The sequence below is a fragment of the Exiguobacterium sp. s149 genome (assembly GCF_018618395.1).
In the GTDB taxonomy this organism is placed as follows: Bacteria; Bacillota; Bacilli; order Exiguobacteriales; family Exiguobacteriaceae; genus Exiguobacterium; species Exiguobacterium chiriqhucha.
Genome location: NZ_JACSLZ010000003.1, coordinates 241,059 through 264,050 on the forward strand (window position 1 = coordinate 241,059; position 22,992 = coordinate 264,050).

Sequence of the window (22,992 nt, forward strand, 5' to 3'; positions counted from 1 at the left end):
GCGGCGAGGTTCCTTTTCATATGCCTAATTCTTCATAATACGCCATGATGCGTTCGTCGAGCGCCTCGACGACGTCCGGTTCGCCGAATAAATAGAGATAAAGATACGTGCCGTCCTCGCGATATATGTCCGTTTCGAGTGTCAGCGTGGTCGGGCGTCCCTCGAAGATGACCTCGATTGTACCGAGTGCGTGCTGGTTCATTTCGTCGAGTTCCGGATTAGAAGCCAGCTTTTTAATGCGGGCGACGTCATTGTCTGCGATGGGCTCATCGAACGTCTCGGACAAGACGGCGAACGTCTCCGGCAAATCCTCGAGATCGGTTTCGACGGCAGCGGCGAGCGGTGTCTCTTCTATTTCTTCCCCGAAGACGTTCACGACGAGTCCGACCATACTTCCAAGTGCCAAGACGAACAATATGTATAACAAATATGGTTTCATGATTTCGCTCCTGTTCGTTTCATGTTTTCAGTATATCAGCGTACCGGGTGTTTAGAAATAGGGAGACAATGGTATTGAAACAGATGGAAAAGAGAAAGGCGGGGGAGTTACGATGAAACGAGCATGGGCAATCGGTGGCGTCGTCCTCATCTTATTTCTCGGTTGGCAGTTCGTCGATACGAATCGGCTGTTTGCCGACGTCTACTATACGAAAGTGCCGAGCACAAACGTCACCGACCAAGGAAAGAGACATACGTATGAAACGATTGGCTATGATGAAGACGGCAAGAAACGACCAATCACGTTCGAGGCACCGATTCGGCTGGCCGAAGGCGATTTTTTGAAACTGTATGTGAAAGACGAGCAGACGGTGACGGCCTACGAGCCGGTACCTGAGTCGGAAGTACCGGCCCAGTTAAAGGACGAACAGACCGAAGAACCGGTATCGATACCGTTGCCTTGATTTCAAAATAGGTCCGTCGCCAAACGAAATCGGATTTGGTATGGTTAGACTAGTGCAAACTATGGAGAGAAGGTAGATGGATGTCACGGATGTTGATCGCAGACGACCAAGACGGGATTCGGTTGATGTTGGCGCAAGTGTTCCAAAGCCTCGGCATCGAGGTCGACACGGCGAACGACGGACAGAACGCTTGGGAAAAGCTCGAACAGAACGGATACGATTTAGTATTGCTCGATATGAACATGCCGCGCATGTTCGGTCATGAAGTACTACGCAACATGCGCCAACGGAACATCGACACCCCGGTCATGATTATGACCGCGTTCGGGGAAAAATCGACGCTCGAAGAAGTGCAACGACTTGGCATTACCGCGCAATTTGAAAAGCCGTTCGATATTTATCGGATGATTGAAAAAGTGAAGGAAGTCCTCAAAATCACGTAATTCGTCACGAAGATGACATATGTAAACGCTTGCGCAGAGCCATTTCTATGCCCGAATAGCATAGGCACAAGTTTCGACGTGTGTTATAATGGGAACGAATTGCACGGGGGCATTTTTCCCAAAGTGCACAATAGCGAACAGACAGGAGGATGTCATTATGCCATTAGTATCAATGACAGAAATGCTTAACAAAGCATTCGAAGGCAAGTATGCAGTAGGCCAATTCAACATCAACAACCTCGAGTGGACGCAAGCGATTCTTCGCGCTGCGGAAGACGAGAAATCACCAGTTATCCTCGGTGTATCAGAAGGTGCAGCGAAGTACATGGGTGGCTTCACAACAGTTGTTAAAATGACTGAAGGTCTCATGCACGACTACAACATCACTGTTCCAGTTGCAATCCACCTCGACCACGGTTCATCTTTCGACAAGTGTAAAGCAGCGATTGACGCTGGTTTCACGTCTGTTATGATCGACGGTTCACACCACCCGATCGAAGAGAACATCGAAATGACGAAACAAGTCGTTGAATACGCACACGCTAAAGGTGCTTCAGTTGAAGCGGAAGTCGGCACAGTCGGCGGCGAAGAAGATGGCGTTGTTGGCGGCGTACAATACGCTGACCTCGACGAGTGCGTACGCCTCGTGAAAGAAGCGAAAGTTGACGCTCTTGCGGCAGCACTCGGTTCTGTACACGGAGAATACCAAGGCGAGCCTAAACTCGGCTTCAAAGAGATGGAAGAAATCGCAGAAGCGACTAAAACTCCACTCGTTCTTCACGGCGGTTCAGGTATTCCTGAGCACCAAATCAAAAAAGCAATCGAGCTCGGTCACAGCAAAATCAACGTTAACACAGAGTGCCAACAAGAATGGACTCGTGCCGTACGTGAGAAGCTCAACACTGACTCGAAAGTATATGACCCACGTAAAGTCATCGGCCCTGGTATCGAAGCGATCTACAACGTCGTTACTGGCAAAATGCGTGAGTTCGGTTCAAGCAACAAAGCATAATCCTGTCACATCAGTCGGTTCTCCCTGTGAGAACCGGCTTTTTTTATTGAAACGTAAGCGGTTAGGGTACCGTATATAGATGAAAAAGGAGGGGTTGCATGAAGTATCAAGAACGTTCGACAGAATCATTTTGGCGCATTTTCTATATCGTCGGTCCCATCATTATAATTGGTGTGACGTTGGCCTTTGCTGCGCTGCCGGTCATTCTCATCCTCATGAATCCGAAACCGTGGTTGATTCCGCTGGTGTCACTCACCGTCCTCGGCGGTTACGGCGTGTATCGGTTCTTGCAACTGTTTCGCCAGCTGTTCTGGAAAGAGCGGCACCAGTCGCACTATGAAGTGACCGCGACATATATTGAGGGGACGACGTATCGGCACGAGCCGGGTGAGTCAGTCGAGCAATCGTTCCCGCTCGACGCAATCAAGCAAGTCGTCTTCTTCCCGGCCATCGTCCGAAAGACAGAAGCGGCCATGCCGCATCCCTATAGACGACGGACGATCGAGTTGTGCCCGATGCTCGCCATCATGACTGACGAGGATTCAATGGAAATCTTGTTCGACCAACGCGATCTCGCCGCGTTCGAACAGTGGATTCAGTATTTTATCGGAGATAGCGTGCCAGTTTTCTATACACCGAAACGGCTCTACTGGATTGGGGCGAACATCGCGACACGGCGGGAGCGGTTCGACATTCTCCGTCGACCCGAAGAAATCATCCCGTTCACGTATACAGGCAATCTCGTGACCGACGAAGAGACCGCGGTCGGACTTTGGATCGAGACGCATGGGTCGGAGCGCTTAAAGGAAGGGCCGTATCAAGCGTATGAGACAAAACAAAAAAACGTGAAACGATGGACGGCAGTGGGGACGCTTGTTGGCGTTGGTTTACTCATCGGATCGATGTTCGCCATCGCTGGCTTGACGTAAAGGGTGTAGCAATTCCATGACAATTTCCTCATAATAAGAAGTGTAAGCGATCACAACACCATTCGAGGAGGAATTGTACATGCGTTTTTTCATTGATACGGCAAACGTGGAAGACATCAAGAAAGCTCATCAGATGGGCGTCATCGGGGGAGTGACGACGAATCCATCGCTCGTCGCCAAAGAAGGCGTCGATTTCCATACACGGCTACGCGAAATCTGTGAGATCGTCGGGGATCTCTCAGTCAGCGCGGAAGTTATTGCGCTTGACGCAGCGGGTATGGTGGAAGAAGGAAAGGAACTTGCGGCCATCGCGCCGAATATTACTGTCAAGGTACCGATGACGCCAGCAGGGATGGAAGCGGTCAATACGTTTTCACAGCTCGGCATCAAGACGAACGTGACGCTCATCTTTAACGCCAACCAAGCGCTACTCGCGGCTCGGGCCGGCGCGTCATACGTCTCACCATTCATCGGTCGTTTGGATGATATCGGTCAAGATGGTCTCGACCTCGTCGAGACGATTGCCGATATCTTTGCCATCCATGGCATCGATACAGAAATCATCGCAGCTTCCGTTCGCCATCCGGTCCACGCGACGAAGGCGGCTCTCCTTGGAGCCGACATCGCCACGGTACCATACAAAGTCATCGAACAGATGATGAAACATCCGCTCACTGACAAAGGGATCGAGCAATTCTTAGCGGATTGGAACAACGCTCAATCCAAATAAGTTTGTCGCAGAAAGGTTTGATCTTCGTGGAAATTCTCCATATCGTAGGACAGCAAAAACTTGAAGGAACAGTTGACATTAGCGGTGCCAAACAGAGCGCCTTGCCTTGTCTCGTCGCAGCACTTTTGACGGAAGAACCGGTGACGATTGAGAACGTCCCCGTCATTGAGGACGTCGAAGTGATGCTCAGTCTATTACAAGAACTCGGCGTCGCGATTGAACGGGACGGGGAGCGGATGACGCTTCATGCGAAAGATGCCGTCGCCATGCCGCTGCTCGGCTCAGAGACGCGTAAAGTCCGAGCCGCTGTCTATTTGCTCGGGGTGTTTGCGGCTCGTTTTGGGAAAGGAGCCGTCGGGCTTCCCGGTGGATATGCGATTGGTCCACGACCGATCGATTTACATTTGAAAGCACTCGAACGTCTCGGCATTAAAGTCGAGAACGAGTCGGGACTTTATCATGTGAACGCCGAAAAGCTGGAAGGAAATCGAATTTATCTCGATCTCCGTTCGTTCGGGGCGACAGTGAGCGCCATGCTCGCGGCCGTGCTCGCTTATGGGACGACCGTCATCGAGAACGCGGCCATCGACCCGGAAATCGTCGACGTCGCGACGATGCTCACTTCGATGGGGGCCCACGTCATCGGGGCGGGCACCGACGAGATTCGCATCAAAGGGGTCGACAAGCTCCACGGCTGTACACACACGCTCATTCCCGATCGGTTAGAGGCTGGGACGTTCATGATTTATGGCGCGGTCGCAGGCGAAGTGACGGTACGCAACGTCATTCCGACGCACTTAGAAGGTGTCATTCAAAAACTACTGGATTACGGGGCTGATGTCGAAGTCGGGGAAGAGACGATCACGGTGCGGGCGAACGCCTTTAAACCGATTGATATCCGTGTCTTTCACTATTCGGGGTATCCGACCGACCTGCAGCCGATCATGTCGGCCGCACTGTTGAAAGCGGATGGGACGAGTATCGTCACCGACAAGCTGTACGCCCAACGGTTCCGCCATATCGCGGAAATGCGGCGCATGAACGCACAGATCACGCTCGAGGATGCTTCGGCCGTCATTCGCGGCGGGACAACGCTCGCCAATGCGGAAATGGAATGTGCAGACGCACGGAGTGGGGCAGCCCTCACCTTAGCTGGGCTTCAAGCGAACGGCGAATCCACGGTGATCCATGCGGAAAAATTGAACGATTCATATGTCGATTTCGTCGGCAAACTAAAACAACTCGGCGCGCTCGTCTGGGTCGATGAGGTGTCCGAGTAAAAAGGGGAGAATTCGGGTGGAACGTAGTTTATCAATGGAATTGGTCCGAGTCACAGAAGCGGCAGCGCTATCTTCGGCTCGTTGGATGGGTAAAGGCTTGAAAGAAGAGGCGGACGATGCGGCGACGACCGCGATGCGTGAAGTGTTTGATACGATTCCGATGAAAGGGGTCGTTGTCATCGGGGAAGGCGAGATGGATGAGGCACCGATGCTCTATATCGGTGAAAAAGTCGGGAACGGCTATGGCTCACGCCTCGACGTCGCTGTCGATCCACTCGAAGGGACGAGCATCGTCGCGACGGGAACGTGGGGAGCGCTTGCCGTTCTCGCTGTCGCTGACGCCGGTGACCTTCTTCACGCGCCGGACATGTATATGGACAAGATTGCCGTCGGTCCGGAAGCGGCCGGATTGATTAGTCTCGACAACTCGATTGAAGAGAATATCGCCATCGTCGCCAAGGCGAAGAACAAGAACGTCGAAGACGTCGTCGTCACGATTTTACATCGTGATCGTCACGAAGAGATGATTCAACGTGTCCGAGCGACAGGTGCCCGCATCAAGTTGATTCCCGACGGAGACGTGGCCGCAGCCATCAATACGGCGTTCCCGAAAACGGGCGTCGATTTATTGCTCGGCTCTGGCGGTGCGCCGGAAGGCGTCATCGCGGCCGTCGCGATGAAGTGTCTCGGCGGTGACTTCCAAGGTCGCCTGCTTCCTGAAGACGAGGCCCAAGAGAAACGTTGCCAAGACATGGGCATCGCCGATACGGGCCGGATTTTGCTGTTAGACGACCTCGTCAAAGGTGAAGATTGCATCTTCGCAGCGACGGGTGTGACGGACGGGGAACTCCTCCGCGGCGTCCAGTTCACCGGACAAGGTGGTCAGACGCACTCGGTCGTCATGCGAGCTAAGTCAGGAACGGTCCGCTTCGTCGAAGGCATCCACTCATTGAAGAAAAAACCGAAAATGGTCATGAAACCTTAATTCTCTCGAGCTGTGGACATTGCGTCCACAGCTTTTTTGATGTGTTCCTACATATTTATTATGCGTTAGAACGGGAATAGAGAGTCAGGAGGTGTATACAAATGATCGAAGTGGAATCGCTCGTCAAAACGTTCGGGGACGTGGCGGCCGTCGATGGGATTTCGTTCTCGGTCCAGAAAGGAGAGATTTTCGCTTTCCTTGGACCAAACGGGGCTGGCAAGTCGACGACCGTGCAAATGTTGACGACGCTTGTCAGGCCGACCGAGGGAAAAGCACGGGTGAACGGATTTGATGTCGTCAAACAAGAGAAAGACGTCCGCCTGTCGATTGGCGTCGCCCTGCAAGAGACCGGCATCGACAAAGTGTTGACCGGCCGGGAACTGCTCGTCTTGCAAGGCCGGTTGTTCAAGATGACGAAACAAGAGGCGGAGAAGCGCGCCGAGGAACTGCTCCGTGTCGTCTCGCTCACAGAAGCGGCCGACCGGAGAAGCGGCACATATTCGGGCGGGATGCGGCGTCGGCTCGATTTGGCACTCACGCTCGTCCATCGACCGACCGTCTTGTTTTTAGATGAACCGACGACCGGGCTCGACCCGGCGAGCCGCATCGAGATTTGGAACGAGGTAAGACGGCTCAACGAGGAGTTCGGCACGACGATTTTTTTGACGACCCAGTACTTAGAAGAGGCGGACGAACTGGCCGACCGGATTGCCATCATTAATCATGGAAAAATCGTCAGCGAAGGGACAGCGGAAGCGTTGAAACGACTCGTCGGCGGCGAGACGATTGCGATGACGTTCCGCAGCGATCAAGAAGCATCTGCAGCCGCTGCGTTGTTCGGTCATACGGCGACCGGGCAACACGTGGCGTTCGAGCTCGTCAATCATACGCTGATGGAAGTCGTGCGCCAGCTCGATGAACGGTCGCTTCAACCGGAACGTCTGACCGTGAAGCAACCGTCGCTCGATGACGTCTTTTTGAAAGTGACCGGTGAGTCATATGAAGGAAGTGTGCCCGATGTGGACTGAGACATGGCTCTTCACGAAACGAAGCCTCATTACGACGATTCGGAATCCATTTTCGTTCATCCCGAACTTGATTATTTCCGTCTTCTTCTTACTCGTTTACACGAGCGGATTGTCGAGCGTCGCGTCGCTTCCTCAGTTTGATGGGAGCGCCTATTTGAACTTCATCTTGCCAGTCTCCATCGTGTCCGGGGCGGTCGGTGGGGCCGGGGGGACGGGACAAGCACTCGTCCGGGATATCGAGAGAGGTTACTTCGCCCGCTTGCTTCTGACTCCCGCGACGCGGACGGCGATTGTGCTCGGCCCGATGATTGCCGGGATGTTGCAACTGCTCGTCCAGACGCTCCTCATTTTCGGGGTGGCGTTCTTGCTCGGTTTGTCGATTCCGGTCGGTCTGCCTGGCTTCTTGTTCACGGTGCTGCTTGCCATCGGATTCGGCCTTGGTTTTGCTGGTTACTCGGTCGGTGTAGCGTTAAAGACACGGAACGCTCAAGCTGCACAAGCCGGGACCCTTTTATTCTTCCCGCTCATCTTCTTGTCGACGACGTTCGTCCCGAAAGAGTTGATTGAGGCAGAATGGCTCAAAGTAGCGGCGACGTTCAATCCGACGACGTACATCTTTGAAGGGATGCGTGCCGTATTGACGCAACCGACGATCGACTGGAGCGCGTTATCGGCCGGACTTGCCGTCGCCGGGGCGATGAGCGTCATCATGGTCGTGTTCGCGGCGACGAACGCACGCGGTGCCTTGAAACAAAAATGACGAACGGGGTTCAGCCCCGCTCGTCCTGGTCGATCATAAACGTCACAATCAAAAAGAGAATAAAACTGATTAACGAGACTGTGCCCCCGACGATGAAATACACAAGGGTGACGGTCTCATTCCATTGGAACGGGTTCATCGTGTAGAACCACATCCCGCTCGTCAATCCGATTGATCCGATGACGGCCGTCCACCCGTGAATCGTGACGAGCAGTTGGTTACGGACCGCATATAAGCGATAGAAGACTCCCCAGGCGAAAACCGATAACCAACCGGCGAGCAGAATATGGGCGTGGATCGGACGAAAGGCATAACTGCCGGCGCCCGACATATGCGACCCGAGCGCAGTCCCGATGACACCGAACAGCGCGGCGAGGCGAATTAAGCGAAGACTCCAAATCTTTTCCATGGCATAGAACAACTCCTTCAACGTGATGGCTTTATCGTAACGAAGCCATATGAACGGAAGATGAACGGAAGATGAACGAACGCAAAAAAAACGACCCAGTTCCTATGAACCGGGTCGTTTGGTCGTTTAAATTAGAGGTATGATCCTGCACCGACATAACGTGGTGCCCAGTAACCTGATGTGAAGCTCGCGTATTTCACGCCGCCTGTTTCAGAGTTGATCATTTGTGTTTTGCTGAGTGCCATTCCAACGTGTTGGATCGTGCGTCCATTGTGTGAGAAAAAGACGAGGTCGCCGGCTTGAATAGCTGACTTCGATACTTTTTTCGAGTTTGCGTATTGCGAACGAGAATCACGCGGAATCGATTTGTTGATGGCTTTCTTGTAAACGTGACCTGTGTAACCTGAGCAGTCAAAACCAGAAGTTGTCGTTCCGCCGTAACGGTACGGTGTTCCAAGATACTTCTTCGACTCAGCGACGAGCTTTGTACGAGCGTTTGAAGCCGAAGGTGCTGATGCTTTTTTAGTAGCCGTTGCTGTATTTGCTTTCAAATACGTGTAAGCCGAAGAAGCAGAGATATAACGGTGAGTCCCTTTATAGTTGATTTTGTAGAACGAACCAACTTTACCGAGGTATGTATAGCGTTGGCCTTTATTCATAGATGCCGATACTTTCGATTTAAGCGATGGTGCTGTACGGATGTTCAAGCCATTCACTTTTGAATAAACAGATTTTCCAGAAGCGGCTTCTGCTTGTTCACCTGTTGTGAAAGCAAGACCCGAGAAAGCGAGAGTGGCAGCGACGATGATAGATGCGAAACGCTTTAACATAGTATATTTCCCTCCGTTTTTTAAAATAAAACCCTAAGTGGCTGTATATGATCGATGTGTGTTAACAAGATTAGAGCACAAGTTGCGGATATTACCCGGTTTCCTGTGCAAATAAACTATATCATGCGCAAGACCGATGGCATTTTTCAATCACAAGACAAAAACAGTTTTCTTGTAACATATTTGAAACAATATGCGAGAATAGAGACTTATTTGTTACATACATAGTAAAAAGGTTGTTATGTTTTCAACAACAGGGGAATAGACTGACATGAAGCCGTTTTTCAAACAGTGACGGTTTGACTGAAGTGTGATTAGATGAATGAGGAATGAACGTTTACTTTTGAAATATAGAATCATGAAAGACAGGTGACTTGAATGAGTCAAACGACTGAACCGGCTAAAAACTACACGCTTCGGGAACTCGAGACGAAGACGTTGAAAGAGTTATATGAGATTGCGAAAGAAGTGAACGTGCCTCAATATCGAGAGGCTCGTAAACGTGAGCTCATGTTCCGGATATTGAAATCACAGGCAGAATCAAAAGATCTTTATTTCCTCGAAGGAATCCTAGAGATTATTCCGCCTAACCCACAGTCGCAAAACGATGGCGGTTTTGGCTTCCTACGCCCCATCAATTACTCGCAATCGTCTGAAGACATTTATATCGCGGCGTCGCAAATCCGCCGCTTCAATCTCCGCAACGGCGACCTCGTGACGGGGAAAGTCCGGAAGCCGAAAGAGAATGAACGGTTCCAAGGGCTTCTCAGCGTCGAGGCGGTCAACGGCGAGACGACGGACTCGACGCGCAACCGAGACTACTTCCCGGCGCTCACTCCGATTTATCCGGAACAACAGATGGTTCTCGAGACGGAGCCGAACCATTTGTCGGTCCGCGTCATGGACATGATTGCTCCCGTCGGCTTCGGGCAGCGAGGATTGATTGTCGCGCCGCCGAAGGCAGGGAAGACGTCCCTCTTAAAAGAGATTGCCAATTCGATCACGACGAACCATCCGAACGTCGAGTTGATTATTCTGTTGATTGATGAGCGGCCGGAAGAAGTGACGGATATCCAACGTTCGGTGCCTGGCGCAGACGTCGCCTACTCGACGTTTGACGAGACACCGGAGAACCATGCTCGCATCTCGGAGCTCGTTCTCGAACGGGCGATGCGCCTCGTCGAACATAAGAAAGACGTGGTCATCTTGCTCGACTCGATCACGCGTCTGACGCGGGCGTACAACTTGTCCGTCCCGCCGAGCGGACGGACGCTCTCCGGCGGGATTGACCCGGCCGCGTTCCATAAACCGAAGAAGTTCTTCGGGGCGGCCCGTAATATCGAGGACGGTGGCAGTTTGACGATTCTCGGCACGGCACTCGTCGATACGGGTTCGCGCATGGATGACGTCATCTATGAAGAATTCAAAGGAACGGGCAACATGGAGCTGCACCTCGACCGCAAACTGGCGGAACGTCGGATTTTCCCGGCCATCGACATTCGTCGTTCGGGAACGCGCAAGGAAGAATTGCTGCTCGGCAAAGGTGAACTCGACTCGCTTTGGACGATTCGTCGCACGATGAACGAGTCGCCAGACTTCGTCGATCAGTTCTTGCGCCGGGTCCGCGAAACGAAAACGAACCTCGACTTTTTTGCGGCGCTTGAAGCCGATAAGAAAAAGAGTCGACGCCCGGTGAAAAAAACGAAAACGGACTTGTAAATCCTTGAACCGGGTGCTATTATATTCTAGTGAACTTTCTCTAGGTTGAAAGAATACTTAGGGCAGAAGGAGTTGAAAAGCAATGAAACAAGGAATCCACCCAGAATACCGTAAAGTCGTATTCATGGACTCGACGACTGAGTTCAAATTCATCTCTGGTTCGACTCGTTACTCTAACGAGACAATCACGATGGAAGATGGTAACGAATACCCACTCATCCGTGTCGATGTATCTTCTGATTCGCACCCGTTCTACACAGGTCGCCAGAAATTCGCATCTGCGGACGGTCGTATCGAGCGCTTCAACAAGAAGTACCAACGTTAATCGTCAACTTGTATGCACACCGCCTAGGGATTGCCCTTGGCGGTTTTTATTTTTTCTAGATAGAAGTCAACCCTTTTTCTTCAAGAAAAAGATGGGTATAATCGGGAAGCGATTAACCAAGGAGAGGGCGAAGTAGAATGATGCATGTGACGAACCGTTACGGTTGGATAGAAGTGATTTGTGGGAGTATGTTTTCTGGGAAATCGGAGGAACTGATCCGCCGTGTCCGTCGGGCGCACTACGGGAAAATCCCTGTCCAAGTGTTCAAACCGGCAATCGACGACCGGTATCATGAAGAGAACGTCGTCTCCCACAGCGGCAACTCAGTCGTGGCTGTGCCGATTCAATCGAGTCAAGATTTATACGATGCGGTGCGTGAAGAGACGCAAGTCATCGCCATCGACGAGGTTCAGTTTTTCGACGAAGGGATCGTCGACGTCATCGAGCAATTGGCGTCAGAAGACAAACGTGTCATCTGCGCCGGCCTCGATATGGACTTCCGAGGTGAGCCGTTCACGATGATGCCAGAGCTGTTGTCGCGTGCAGAGTTCGTCACGAAGCTGCAGGCCATCTGTCTATCATGCGGAGCGCCAGCTTCTCGGACGCAACGATTGATTGACGGAGAGCCTGCCCGTTTCGAGGACCCGATCATCTTGGTCGGCGCTTCCGAGTCGTACGAACCGCGTTGCCGTCATTGCCATGACGTCCCGAATAAACCACGGCCAGTCCGCCATACAGTGGCCGACTGACGTCAACGGACCGCCCTTGGCGGTTCGTTTTTTGCTATAATGAAGACAGTTCGATTTGACGGAGAAAGGACGGATCATCATGTTTGACCGTTTGAGCGTATTAGAAGAACGCTATATGCAATTAAATGAGATGCTCGCTGACCCTGAAGTGCTCAGCGATGCGAATAAATTACGACAATATTCAAAAGAGCAGTCGCAGCTCGAAGAAACGGTGCAGGCGTACCGTCACTATAAAGAGACGAGCACGGCGTATAAAGAAGCAAAAGCGATGCTCGAGGACCGCACGCTTGATCCTGACATGCGCGAGCTCGCCAAAGAAGAGATGTCACTCCTTGAGCCGGAAGTGAAGGCGCTCGAGGCGAAATTACGTGTCTTGCTGTTACCGAAAGACCCGAACGACGACAAGAACGTCATCGTCGAGATTCGCGGGGCAGCCGGAGGTGACGAGGCGGCACTGTTCGCAGTCGACCTATACAAAATGTACACGCGCTTCGCCGAGCGCCAGAACTGGAAGGCAGAGTTGATTGACGCCAACTATACGGAACTCGGCGGTTTCAAAGAAGTGACGTTCCTCATCAACGGGACGGGTGCTTATTCGAAACTAAAGTTTGAGAACGGGGCGCATCGGGTCCAACGTGTCCCATCGACCGAGTCGGGTGGACGCATCCATACATCGACGGCGACCGTCGCCGTGTTGCCGGAAGCAGAGGACGTCGAAGTGCACATCGATATGAAAGACGTCCGTGTCGACACGTTCACATCATCGGGACCGGGCGGCCAGTCGGTCAACACGACCCAATCGGCCGTGCGCTTGACGCACATCCCATCGGGGCTCGTCGTCTCGTGTCAAGACGAGAAGTCACAACATAAAAACAAAGATAAGGCACTTAAAGTGCTCCGGGCCCGCCTGTATGACAAGATGCAGAGTGAACACCTTCAAGAACTGTCGGCACAACGCAAGTCGGCCGTCGGGACGGGAGACCGCTCGGAGCGGATTCGGACATATAACTTTCCGCAGAGCCGTGTGACCGATCACCGCATCGGGCTGACGCTCCAAAAGCTTGACCGCGTCCTCGCGGGGGAACTTGAAGATATCATCGACGCCCTCGTCATGGACGAACAGGCCCGTCTGATGGAGGATGTCGATTGATGCGAATCGCGGCGAAGCTGAAACAAGCGGAACGGGAGCTCGAGGCCGCTAATCGTGATGCCTCGATGGCGGAGTGGTGGCTCATGCACGTCCTTGACGTCGATCGGACGGGACTGCTCATCCGTTTGTCTGATGAATTGACGACGGACGAGGCGAAGTCGTTTGACGCCGGGTTTGAGCGTCTCTTGGCAGGTGAGCCGGTCCAACACTTGATTGGTCATGCCCCGTTTTATGGACGGATGTTCGAGGTCAATCGTGACGTCTTGATTCCGCGTCCGGAAACGGAAGAATTGATTGAATGGGTCGTCGAGCATGTGCATAATGTCTCCGACGATGACATCGTCGATATTGGAACGGGCAGCGGCGCAATCGCCATCACACTCAGTCTCGAGCTCGGTGTCCGTGTCAAAACGGTCGATATTTCCCGGGAAGCAATCGCTGTCGCCGAGCGTAATGCAGCCGCGCTCGGGGCGGATGTGTCTTTCTATGAAGGAGATTGCCTCGCGCCGATTGCCGACGACTCGATTCGTATTCTCGTCTCGAATCCACCTTATATCGAGGCGGACGAACTGCTCGATGAGACGGTTGCGGGCTATGAGCCACACCTCGCCTTGTTCGGCGGAGCGGACGGGCTCGACTTTTATCGAACGATTATTGCCGACTCGATGCGCGTCCTGTGTGCCGATTGGCAATTGATTGCATTTGAAATCGGGTATAATCAAGGACAAGTTGTGAAATCGTACCTGTCCGAACGTTATCCTGAAGCAGAAACGGGTATTTTAAAAGATATAAACGGCAAAGACCGAATCGTCTACGCCGTAAGGGAAGGGATTGCGCATGGAAACGAAATGGATCAAGCCGACAGAAGTTGAGGAAGGGGTACGTCTCTTGAAGGCTGGCGAGGTGATTGCCATCCCGACGGAGACTGTCTACGGACTCGCCGGAGATGCGACGAACGATGTCGCCATCAAAAAGATTTTTGAGGCGAAAGGAAGACCGTCGGATAACCCGCTCATCGTCCACGTCGCTACGGTCGAACAGGCCGAACATTTCGCGCAAACCATCCCGCCGGTCGCGAGACGCTTGATGGAAGCGTTTTGGCCCGGTGCCTTGACCATCATCTTACCGTCGAACGGTCGGGCATCGTCACTCGTGACGGCTGGTCTGGATTCGATTGGATTGCGGATGCCGGACCATCCGGCCGCACTTGACTTGATCCGCACGTCCGGTCTTGGACTGGCAGCACCAAGTGCGAACCGTTCGGGACGTCCATCACCGACGTCGGCCCGGCACGTTGCAGATGATTTGACCGGTCGGATCGCGGGTATTATGGATGGGGGACCGACAGGCATCGGCGTCGAGTCGACCGTAATCGATTGCACGGCAGAACCGGCGACGATTTTACGTCCGGGCGGCGTGACGAAAGAAGCGATTGAAACGGTTATTGGCCCGGTCATTCTCGATGCCAACTTGAGCGATGAAACAGCTGCGCCACGATCACCAGGAATGAAGTACACCCATTACGCCCCGAGCGCACCCCTGTATTTAGTCGAAGGGGGACGTGAAGACCTCGTCCGTGTCGTCATGGCGCGGCAGGAAGCGGGCAAGCGAGTTGGCGCACTCGTGTTCGATGAAGCGACGACCCCGGCTGACGTCACCCTCTCTCTCGGCACTTCGATGGAGACGGCGGCCCAGCGTCTATACGAGGCGTTGCGTAAATTTGATGAGACGGATGTAGAAGAGATTTACGTGAATCGGATTGAACCGACGGGAGTCGCTCTTGCCGTTTATAACCGCCTCTACAAGGCGGCTGGCGGTAAAGTCATCCGTCCATAGGAAGAGGCTTAAGGACATAGAGGAGGATCACGCGATGTCGATGAAACGCGTATTATTCATATGTAGTGGGAACACATGCCGAAGCCCGATGGCGATGGCCCTGCTCCGTTCGAAAGTGACGGGGGACGAGTTCGATATTCGTTCAGCCGGGCTTCGGACGATGCAAGGGTTTGACGCATCAGAAAATGCACTCCAAGTGTTGCGTGAACGAGGAATTGAGCTCGAGCACGTGACGCAAACGTTTGACGACGTCCTCGGACGCTGGTCGGACGTCATCTTGACGATGACACGGGCGCATCGTGAACAGATTCGGGACACGTATCCGGATTTGACCGATCGCACATTCACATTATATGAGTTCGTCACGGGACTCGAGCGCGATATTAACGACCCGTTCGGAGGGTCGATGAACGTCTACCGCCAAGTCCGAAACGAACTCGAACCACTCGTGAATCGACTTGTGCTAAAATTGACGAATGACGGGTCAAAGGTGACGAAACCACCGAGACGCCTACCAAAGAAGACGGGGGAATGACGGAATGAAAATCGCAATCGGCGCCGATCATGGCGGATTCAATTTGAAGAAAGACATCATCGGATTATTGGAAGAGCTTGGACACGAGTATAAGGACTTCGGGACACACTCGGCCGAGTCAATCGATTATCCGGACGTAGCTATTCCAGTCGCCGAAGCAGTCGCGGCCGGCGAGTTCGACCGTGGCATTTTGATTTGCGGGACTGGAATCGGCATCGGCATTGCCGCCAACAAAGTGAAAGGCATTCGGGCGGCACTCGTGCACGACTCGTTCAGCGCGAAAGCGACGCGTCAACATAACGATTCGAACATCATGACGATGGGCGAGCGCGTCATCGGACCGGGTCTTGCACTCGACTTAGTGGCGACATGGCTCGATACGGACTTCGAAGGCGGACGCCACTCGAACCGTGTCGACAAGATGAGCGCTTACGAAACGAAGTGACGACGATGAAGGCGGAGCTTTTGAACTTATTGACGGAGTTGCATGAACGGTTTCCGTTAGATGAGGAAAAGATGCTCGTCATCGGTTGTTCGACGAGCGAGGTCGTCGGCAAGACGATCGGGAAAGCGGGTTCGATTGATGTGGCGTCGGATTTGATCGAGGCGTTCCTTGCGTTTCGGGACAAGACCGGCGTCCATCTCGCCTTTCAAGGGTGCGAACATATCAATCGCGCCCTTACGATCGAGCGACGGACCTTGAAACAGTTCGGGTTGACGGAAGTGACGGTCGTCCCGGTCCGCGCGGCGGGCGGGGCGATGGCCGAGAAGGCGTACGAGCGTTTCGACGCCCCGTGCGTCGTCGAAGCGATTCAAGCGGACGCCGGCATCGATATCGGATCGACGCTGATCGGCATGCATTTGAAGCCGGTCGCAATCCCGGTCCGGTTGTCGGCGAAGCAGCTCGGTGAGGCGTACGTTACGTTCGCCATCACGCGACCGAAATTGATTGGCGGCCCACGGGCCCACTATCCAGCAAAATAAAGAAAGCCGGTCTGCGCGACCGGCTTTCTTTTGCGTTATAACTCTTCACTGAACAAATATGAGATGACCATCGGGAACCGATTGCGCCAAGCGAGCTCGTTATGGACACCTTCCTCGATGACCTCGAAGCGGATATGTTCGACCTTGTCGCGCAGCAGGGCGTAGACACGCTCGCTCGACTCGAGATACATCTCGTTCGTCGGACCGTCCGCTGACGGCTGTTCGACTTCTTTGCGGCCGACGTCCATATACAGACGTTCGACGCCGTTCAAATCACTCGCGTCAATCAATTGCTCGAGCTCGGTCTGGTTGAACCAGAACGCCGAGGACAATGAAGCCACGCGCTTGAAGACGTCGGGATAGACGCAAGCGGCGTAAATCGAAATCAAGCCGCCCATTGAGCTGCCCATCATCGCCGTCTCGTCCGGCTTCGTCCGATAGTTCGCGTCAATCATCGGCTTCAACTCTTGTGAGATGTATTCAATGTAGGCTGATCCTTGTCCGCCGAGCGTCACGTCTTGACCGAGCAAGCTCTCGCCGATGTACGGGTTCTCCCACGGACCGTACTCGTCGAGCCGCATCTCGCCGGGGGCGCTGTCGATGCCGACGATGATGATGTCGCGCTTCGAAGCGTCCATATACTCACCGGCGCGCCAGCTCATCTTATAGCTCGCGTCCTCGTCGGCGAACACGTTCTGTCCGTCATGCATATAGAGCACGGGATAACGTTTGTCCGTCGAGTCGTAATCGGCCGGCGTATAAATCCGAATCGTCCGCTCGCGCTCGAACGGGGTGATGGTAATTTGTTTTGTCTCAATCATAAGTAGCCTCCTCTGATCGTCTTCTTTCATATGATACCCGACTTGCCCGTGGATTAGACGATACCCAAAAAAAGAAGCATATGTTACGATGGGGGTGTTGATTTTAGACATTCAGAGGGGGTTTCAACATGGTAAACACGACGAAGTTGAAAGTACAGGATGCGGAATTGTTTGAAGCGATGCAACACGAGCTCGGTCGCCAACGCGAGAACATCGAACTCATTGCCTCGGAGAATTTTGTCTCAGAAGCAGTCATGGAAGCGCAAGGCGGCGTGCTCACGAACAAGTACGCGGAAGGTTATCCAGGCCGTCGTTACTACGGTGGTTGTGAGTTTGTCGACGTGGCCGAGAACTTGGCCCGCGACCGCGCCAAGGAGCTGTTCGGTGCAGAACACGCCAACGTTCAGCCGCACTCGGGTGCCCAAGCGAACATGGCCGTTTATTTCACAGTCCTTGAAGCCGGTGACACGGTGCTCGGCATGAACTTGTCGCACGGTGGCCATTTGACGCACGGAAGTCCGGTCAACTTCTCAGGCGTTCAGTACAATTTCGTCGAATACGGTGTGGACAAAGAGACAGAACACATCGATTATGACGTTGTCGCAGCCCTCGCGAAAGAACATAAACCAAAACTCATCGTCGCTGGTGCCTCGGCGTACCCGCGGACGATCGACTTCGCTAAGTTCCGTGAAATCGCCGATAGCGTCGATGCCTACCTCATGGTCGACATGGCCCACATCGCCGGTCTCGTCGCGGCCGGTCTTCATCCGAACCCAGTCGAGCACGCGCATTTCGTGACGACGACGACGCACAAGACGCTTCGCGGTCCACGCGGCGGCATGATTCTCTGTAAAGAAGAGTTCGCCAAGGCGATCGACAAGTCGATTTTCCCAGGGATTCAAGGTGGTCCGCTCATGCACGTCATCGCGGCGAAGGCCGTGGCGTTCGGGGAAGCGCTCCAACCTGAGTTCAAAGAGTATCAGGCACAAGTCATCAAGAATGCACAGGTGCTCGCGCAAGGGCTAGAAGAGGAAGGGCTCCGCATCGTATCGGGCGGTACGGATAACCACCTTCTCCTCGTCGACCTCCGCGGCATCGACATCACCGGGAAAGCGGCCGAGCATGCGCTCGACGCAGCCGGCATCACGGTCAACAAGAACACGATTCCATTCGATCCGGCATCACCGTTCGTCACGAGCGGGATTCGTCTCGGGACGGCCGCGATGACGACGCGCGGATTGAAAGAAGACGATATGCGTGAAGTCGCTCGCTTGATCGGACGCGTCTTGACGAACCATGAAGATGAAGCAGTGCTCGCGGAAGCGCACGAAGCAGTCCGCGCGTTGACGTCGAAGTTCTCGCTCTATCCTGAACGAGGCTGACGAATGGACGTACGGACACTCGCAGATCGGGAACTTGCGGAACTGCCGCTCATCGATATGACGGAATGGCTCGTCCGAAAAGGCGAGCATGACCCGACGTTTCGCCTCGTCGCGAACGAGTTCGGGGTCGTGACGACGTTACTCGACCACGGGTATTATATCGAGGCAAGTGAACGGATTGTACCGCTTCTCGGAATGAAAGTGCCGGCGGCGTTTCATCGGCTCGGGCTTGCGCTCGAAGTGAAGGCGAACGGAAAGAAGGCGGCCAAGCGCCGCTTTCGTTCGTTCTCGCCGGCTGTCACCGGTCATGCGGACTTGTCGGCTTGGCGTAACGCCTTCAAATGGAACAAATCGTGGCTCGGTCTACCGCTCGTCGTTGGTCTCGGTCTGGTCGCACTCATCTTTTGGCCGGATTCGGAGCCGCCGCCCGTGACGCCGACCGCATCAAACGAACGGGTCGAAACGGTGACGGAGGACGAGGCGCTCGCGAAACGGTTAGAAGAGCTCGAGCAAGAAGTTGCTCGACTCGAGGAAGCGAACAAGGCGCTCCAAACCGAGGACGAGACGACCGAAGCTCCTGAGGCACCGGAAGTCATCCCGCTCGGCGAAGTCGAAACGCTCGTCTCGGACAAACAGTACGAGGAAGCCGATGCGCTCCTCATCGGCAAGGCGAAAGCCGGTCAGGAACAGGCCGTCGGGTTTTATCGGTTGCTCGTCGACAACAAGCTTGGCGAAGCAGAGATCGCCGATTATGCCGCCTATGTCGACACGTATCCAGAGTCGGGATATAAGGCGGACGTCTTATGGATGAAAGGCATCGCCGAGAAGAAGGCCGGGGACGACACATACCGGACGACGCTCGCCGAAGTCGCCGCCATGGACGGGACGTATTGGGCCCCGATTGCCAAATCGGTGCTCGAGGAAGAATGAGGTCGCAGCCGTGCTGTGACCTTTTTCTCATCAAATTCTAATCAATTTCACCGCTCTTTCTCAGCTCGCTCCCGTACAGTAAAGAAAAAGGATAAGGGAGAGGGACATATGCGCTCAACTAGCAGAGGAAAGATTGGAAGATTGATTCGAGGAGTGGCCGTCGGTGCGCTCGCATTGACACTCATGTCGGCAGGTGTCGCCGGGTTCTTATTATTCACCTTGACCGGTAACGCCTGGCTCGACCAAATCGCTCAAGTCGGGACTGATTTGGCGTTTCAGGCGGAAGGGATTGAAACGACGTTTGACCGGATGGGCGATTCACTCGAATTGCGCATCGAACAAGCGATTCCAGAGGCAGTTCGTCCGTTTTTTGACTGAGGAATCCGGGAACACTTAGAATGATGCGTCGGGCGGACTGCTCGGCGTTTTTTTTAAGAAAGGATGAATGGAATGCCTACGATTCTCGTCGTTGAAGACGATGCTAAAATTGCCAGATTACTTGAACTTGAACTCATGCATGCCGGTTACGAAGTCGAGGTCGCCCATGACGGGCAGGCTGGGCTCGACCGGGCGCTCACCGGTGGGATTGACCTGATGTTGCTCGATGTCATGCTGCCACAGATGAGCGGACTTGAAGTCGTGCGCCGCGTCAAAGAAGAGCAACCGCTCCTCCCGGTATTGATGGTGACGGCACGCGGGGACCGCTACGACAAAGTGAGCGGTCTCGACCTCGGGGCCGACGATTACATCACGAAACCGTTCGAGATGGAAGAGTTGCTCGCGCGGATTCGGGCGTTCTTACGGATGCGGCAACACGTCCAAATCGATACGAGCGAACGGGTCTTATCTTATGAAGGGCTGACCGTCGACGTCAATCGCCATGAAGTGATCTGCGAGGGGCAAAAAGTCGACTTGACCCGACGTGAGTTCGACTTGCTCGTCTATCTGCTCGAACATCCCGAACGCGTGCTCACACGCGACCAACTCGTCGAGCACGTCTGGGGCTTCGATTATTACGGGGACACGAACGTCGTCGATGTGTACGTCCGCTATGTCCGGAAGAAACTCGGGGGTTCTTGGATTCAGACGGTCCGAGGCGTCGGCTATATGTTGAAGCGTGGTGAATAAGATGAAGCTACGGACGAAGATTGCCTTGGCGATGGCGGGGTTCATGTTGTTCCTCCTGATCACCTCGTTCGGTGTAGCCTGGCTCGTCTCGCGTCAACAGATCGTCGACGCCCGCTATGATGTCTTGCGCCAGGCACTCAGCTTGCTCGAGGAAGACGAGCGGAACCAACAAGCCGTCTTGTCGTTGCACGAGGACAGTGTCGTGCTCGAACGGCAAGCGAACGGCGATTGGGGCATCATCGGCGGACAGGCCGAAGAGAGTTTGCGTTTTCCCGTCAACTTTGGAGAACCGGCGCTCGTCGATGATTGGTTCGTCATCGCGACGTCGAACGGGCTCGGCTACGCGTTTCAAGACGCGGCCGTGAGCGAGACGCTCCAGACGCTCGCCACGATTTTTCTCGTCATCTTCTTGATTGCGGTGGCGATGACGTTCCTCGGTAGCCTATGGATCGTCAGGCAAGGGCTCGATCCACTCCGCCGTCTCGAGTCGACGATGGAACGGATCACCGAGTCGGGTACGCTCGAAACAATCGATGTCGGGACGAACCGAGACGAGGTCTCGACGCTCGCGACCGGCTTCAACCAGATGATTGCCCGGGTCGAAGGATCGATGGAGCAACAGCGACGCTTCGTCGCCGATGTTTCACATGAACTGAAGACGCCGCTCACCGTCATCGAAGGGTACGCCAAACTGCTCCGGCGCTGGGGACAGAGCGACCCGGCCGTTCGTGACGAGGCCATCGACCACATTTTGACCGAATCGCGGCAAATGCGCGAGGACTTGATTGAACCGATGCTCGAACTGAGCCGATTCTCTTCGCTCAAAGAAGTGGAGACCGAGGCGATCGGATTGACTGAGCTGGCCGAACAATTGACCGAACGGTTCGAACGATCGCACGGTATCCATGTTCCGATCGAGGCGATGGGGGAGTGGCACGGTCATCGCGATTCGTTGCAACGGCTCGTCGTCATCTTCATCGATAACAGCTTGAAGTATGCGACTGACACACGCGTGACGATGACGCCGGACCGCATCGAAGTACGCGACCATGGGACGGCGCTCAAGGAGGAGGACCGGGCACGGTTATTTGACCGGTTCTATCGACTCGATGAGGCACGGGACCGGAGCGGCAGCGGACTTGGTCTCGCCATCGCCAAGGAAGTGGCGGACTTGAACGGGTGGACGGTCGGCAGTTATGCGAACGCGCCGGACGGCAGCGTCTTCTACGTCACAAAATGACAAAACTTTCGCAGATTCTCATCATTTTCTAATGGAATCCTCGTGGTGCTCTAAGGTCACCGTTCTATGATGAAGATGTAGAACAAGTTCACCACATGAAACGAGGAGGAAGCATCATGAAATTAATCGGATGGATTTTAGGAGTCGGGTTGGCGGTACTAGCCGTCGCCGGAATCGGGTTGTATGTCGCGAACGACAAGACGGACACGGTCATCGTTCCACGCGCGGTCGATAGCGTGAACAGCGGAACCGATGATGCCGCAGACGATGCGCAAGATGATGCGAGTCAAGAAGCAGCCACTTCGTCAGAAGGATCAGCATCGAACGATACGCCGGTCCGTTCGGTCGATGACGATGATTATAAATTGTATGGTACCCTCGTCAGCTTATCGGATCGTGATGTGACGATCAGCTTCAGCGGTAAAGAATCGACGTATCCGCTCGCGGCCCGTCATGAGATTGACGACGACACACCGAAAGCAGGGGACCGTGTCAAATTGGAATTCAATCAAAACGAGGAAGTGAAGGAAGTCGACCGTGAAAGTGACGACTTCGACATCTATGGCACGTTCGTCAGCCTGTCGGACCGTGACGTGACAATCGAACGTGACGGCGAGTCAGAGACGTTTAAACTCGCGAGCCGCTACGAGCTTGACGACGAGGCGCCAAAAGCCGGTGACCGTGTCAAACTCGAGTTGAACCTTCAACAGCAAGTGAAAGAGATTGAACGTGACGATGACCGGGATGACCAAGACAATCAAGATGATCAAAACGACAATCAAAATGATGACGACCAAGATGACGACCGTGACGATGATCAAGATGATGAGCGCGACGACGACTAAAAAAATGCCACGAAAGTGGCATTTTTTGTTTAATCTTCTA

28 protein-coding genes are annotated in these 22,992 nt (G+C 53.8%); 24 read left to right on the plus strand and 4 right to left on the minus strand.

The window, feature by feature from the left end; all coding sequences use genetic code 11:
- Window positions 1–16 precede the first annotated feature (16 nt).
- Entirely contained in the window at window positions 17–439 is a 423-nt protein-coding gene (locus tag KNP81_RS06260; protein ID WP_214719311.1) for a hypothetical protein, read from the minus strand.
- Between the two features lie 112 nt (window positions 440–551).
- On the opposite strand from KNP81_RS06260, the gene KNP81_RS06265 reads away from it, so the two are divergent.
- From KNP81_RS06265 to KNP81_RS06305, 9 genes are all read left to right on the plus strand, one after another.
- Entirely contained in the window at window positions 552–902 is a 351-nt protein-coding gene (locus KNP81_RS06265; protein WP_029594660.1) for a YxeA family protein, read from the plus strand.
- 80 nt (window positions 903–982) lie between these two features.
- Window positions 983–1,345: a response regulator gene (locus tag KNP81_RS06270; RefSeq protein WP_058764844.1), complete on the plus strand. Its 363-nt coding sequence runs from the start codon at window positions 983–985 to the stop codon at window positions 1,343–1,345.
- Window positions 1,346–1,502: 157 nt separating this feature from the next.
- Window positions 1,503–2,357 (plus strand): class II fructose-1,6-bisphosphate aldolase, encoded by an 855-nt coding sequence (gene fba, locus KNP81_RS06275; protein ID WP_214719312.1) that lies wholly within the window; start codon window positions 1,503–1,505, stop codon window positions 2,355–2,357.
- A 98-nt stretch (window positions 2,358–2,455) separates the two neighbouring features.
- The gene (locus KNP81_RS06280; RefSeq protein WP_214719314.1) at window positions 2,456–3,286 is read left to right on the plus strand and encodes a hypothetical protein; all 831 of its coding nucleotides are present in this window, start codon (window positions 2,456–2,458) and stop codon (window positions 3,284–3,286) included.
- Between the two features lie 79 nt (window positions 3,287–3,365).
- Window positions 3,366–4,016, plus strand: a complete 651-nt coding sequence (gene fsa / locus KNP81_RS06285; RefSeq protein WP_214719316.1) for a fructose-6-phosphate aldolase — start codon at window positions 3,366–3,368, stop codon at window positions 4,014–4,016.
- Between the two features lie 26 nt (window positions 4,017–4,042).
- Window positions 4,043–5,296 (plus strand): UDP-N-acetylglucosamine 1-carboxyvinyltransferase, encoded by a 1,254-nt coding sequence (murA, locus tag KNP81_RS06290; RefSeq protein WP_214719317.1) that lies wholly within the window; start codon window positions 4,043–4,045, stop codon window positions 5,294–5,296.
- Between the two features lie 16 nt (window positions 5,297–5,312).
- Window positions 5,313–6,281 (plus strand): class II fructose-bisphosphatase, encoded by a 969-nt coding sequence (gene glpX, locus KNP81_RS06295; RefSeq protein ID WP_029594665.1) that lies wholly within the window; start codon window positions 5,313–5,315, stop codon window positions 6,279–6,281.
- A 101-nt stretch (window positions 6,282–6,382) separates the two neighbouring features.
- The gene (locus KNP81_RS06300; protein ID WP_214719319.1) at window positions 6,383–7,309 is read left to right on the plus strand and encodes an ATP-binding cassette domain-containing protein; all 927 of its coding nucleotides are present in this window, start codon (window positions 6,383–6,385) and stop codon (window positions 7,307–7,309) included.
- Entirely contained in the window at window positions 7,299–8,069 is a 771-nt protein-coding gene (locus tag KNP81_RS06305; protein ID WP_214719321.1) for an ABC transporter permease, read from the plus strand. Before KNP81_RS06300 ends, KNP81_RS06305 begins: the two co-directional genes overlap by 11 nt.
- Window positions 8,070–8,079: 10 nt before the next feature.
- On the opposite strand, the gene KNP81_RS06310 is transcribed toward KNP81_RS06305, so the two are convergent.
- Window positions 8,080–8,478, minus strand: coding sequence for a hypothetical protein (locus tag KNP81_RS06310; RefSeq protein ID WP_131471447.1), 399 nt, complete (start codon window positions 8,476–8,478; stop codon window positions 8,080–8,082).
- A 131-nt stretch (window positions 8,479–8,609) separates the two neighbouring features.
- Window positions 8,610–9,308: a C40 family peptidase gene (locus KNP81_RS06315; protein WP_214719323.1), complete on the minus strand. Its 699-nt coding sequence runs from the start codon at window positions 9,306–9,308 to the stop codon at window positions 8,610–8,612.
- A 378-nt stretch (window positions 9,309–9,686) separates the two neighbouring features.
- Between KNP81_RS06315 and rho the strand changes: the two genes are divergently transcribed.
- The 9 genes from rho to KNP81_RS06360 all read left to right on the plus strand — a co-directional run bounded on the left by rho (window position 9,687) and on the right by KNP81_RS06360 (window position 16,606).
- Window positions 9,687–11,027 (plus strand): transcription termination factor Rho, encoded by a 1,341-nt coding sequence (rho, locus tag KNP81_RS06320; RefSeq protein ID WP_021066108.1) that lies wholly within the window; start codon window positions 9,687–9,689, stop codon window positions 11,025–11,027.
- Window positions 11,028–11,109: 82 nt separating this feature from the next.
- Entirely contained in the window at window positions 11,110–11,352 is a 243-nt protein-coding gene (locus KNP81_RS06325) for a type B 50S ribosomal protein L31 (protein WP_021066109.1), read from the plus strand.
- Window positions 11,353–11,489: 137 nt separating this feature from the next.
- Window positions 11,490–12,101, plus strand: coding sequence for a thymidine kinase (locus tag KNP81_RS06330; RefSeq protein WP_214719325.1), 612 nt, complete (start codon window positions 11,490–11,492; stop codon window positions 12,099–12,101).
- 79 nt (window positions 12,102–12,180) lie between these two features.
- Window positions 12,181–13,251, plus strand: coding sequence for a peptide chain release factor 1 (gene prfA / locus KNP81_RS06335; RefSeq protein ID WP_214719327.1), 1,071 nt, complete (start codon window positions 12,181–12,183; stop codon window positions 13,249–13,251).
- Window positions 13,251–14,123, plus strand: coding sequence for a peptide chain release factor N(5)-glutamine methyltransferase (gene prmC, locus KNP81_RS06340; RefSeq protein ID WP_214719386.1), 873 nt, complete (start codon window positions 13,251–13,253; stop codon window positions 14,121–14,123). Before prfA ends, prmC begins: the two co-directional genes overlap by 1 nt.
- Complete coding sequence (locus KNP81_RS06345) at window positions 14,089–15,087, plus strand: L-threonylcarbamoyladenylate synthase (RefSeq protein WP_214719329.1); 999 nt, start codon at window positions 14,089–14,091, stop codon at window positions 15,085–15,087. Before prmC ends, KNP81_RS06345 begins: the two co-directional genes overlap by 35 nt.
- Before the next feature lie 40 nt (window positions 15,088–15,127).
- Window positions 15,128–15,622 carry a low molecular weight protein arginine phosphatase gene (locus KNP81_RS06350; RefSeq protein WP_251128999.1) on the plus strand — a complete coding sequence of 165 codons (495 nt, stop codon included), beginning with the start codon at window positions 15,128–15,130 and terminating at the stop codon, window positions 15,620–15,622.
- A gap of 4 nt (window positions 15,623–15,626) precedes the next feature.
- A complete protein-coding gene (gene rpiB / locus KNP81_RS06355; RefSeq protein ID WP_021066115.1) occupies window positions 15,627–16,067 on the plus strand; it encodes a ribose 5-phosphate isomerase B in 441 nt (146 codons plus the stop codon).
- A complete protein-coding gene (locus KNP81_RS06360) occupies window positions 16,064–16,606 on the plus strand; it encodes a TIGR01440 family protein (protein WP_214719333.1) in 543 nt (180 codons plus the stop codon). The genes rpiB and KNP81_RS06360 overlap by 4 nt, the downstream gene beginning before the upstream one ends.
- 35 nt (window positions 16,607–16,641) lie before the next feature.
- Here the strand turns inward: KNP81_RS06360 and KNP81_RS06365 are convergent, their stop codons facing one another.
- Window positions 16,642–17,427 carry an alpha/beta hydrolase gene (locus KNP81_RS06365; RefSeq protein ID WP_214719335.1) on the minus strand — a complete coding sequence of 262 codons (786 nt, stop codon included), beginning with the start codon at window positions 17,425–17,427 and terminating at the stop codon, window positions 16,642–16,644.
- 128 nt (window positions 17,428–17,555) lie between these two features.
- Here KNP81_RS06365 and glyA point away from each other — a divergent pair, with 128 nt between their 5' ends.
- The 6 genes from glyA to KNP81_RS06395 all read left to right on the plus strand — a co-directional run bounded on the left by glyA (window position 17,556) and on the right by KNP81_RS06395 (window position 22,952).
- Complete coding sequence (gene glyA / locus KNP81_RS06370) at window positions 17,556–18,809, plus strand: serine hydroxymethyltransferase (RefSeq protein WP_058764822.1); 1,254 nt, start codon at window positions 17,556–17,558, stop codon at window positions 18,807–18,809.
- A 3-nt stretch (window positions 18,810–18,812) separates the two neighbouring features.
- Window positions 18,813–19,739: a hypothetical protein gene (locus tag KNP81_RS06375; protein WP_214719337.1), complete on the plus strand. Its 927-nt coding sequence runs from the start codon at window positions 18,813–18,815 to the stop codon at window positions 19,737–19,739.
- 108 nt (window positions 19,740–19,847) lie between these two features.
- Entirely contained in the window at window positions 19,848–20,117 is a 270-nt protein-coding gene (locus tag KNP81_RS06380) for a hypothetical protein (RefSeq protein ID WP_214719338.1), read from the plus strand.
- 72 nt (window positions 20,118–20,189) lie between these two features.
- Window positions 20,190–20,867, plus strand: coding sequence for a response regulator transcription factor (locus KNP81_RS06385; RefSeq protein WP_214719339.1), 678 nt, complete (start codon window positions 20,190–20,192; stop codon window positions 20,865–20,867).
- Between the two features lies 1 nt (window position 20,868).
- The gene (locus KNP81_RS06390) at window positions 20,869–22,107 is read left to right on the plus strand and encodes a sensor histidine kinase (RefSeq protein WP_214719340.1); all 1,239 of its coding nucleotides are present in this window, start codon (window positions 20,869–20,871) and stop codon (window positions 22,105–22,107) included.
- 116 nt (window positions 22,108–22,223) lie between these two features.
- Window positions 22,224–22,952, plus strand: a complete 729-nt coding sequence (locus KNP81_RS06395; RefSeq protein WP_251129001.1) for a hypothetical protein — start codon at window positions 22,224–22,226, stop codon at window positions 22,950–22,952.
- Window positions 22,953–22,992 lie beyond the last annotated feature (40 nt).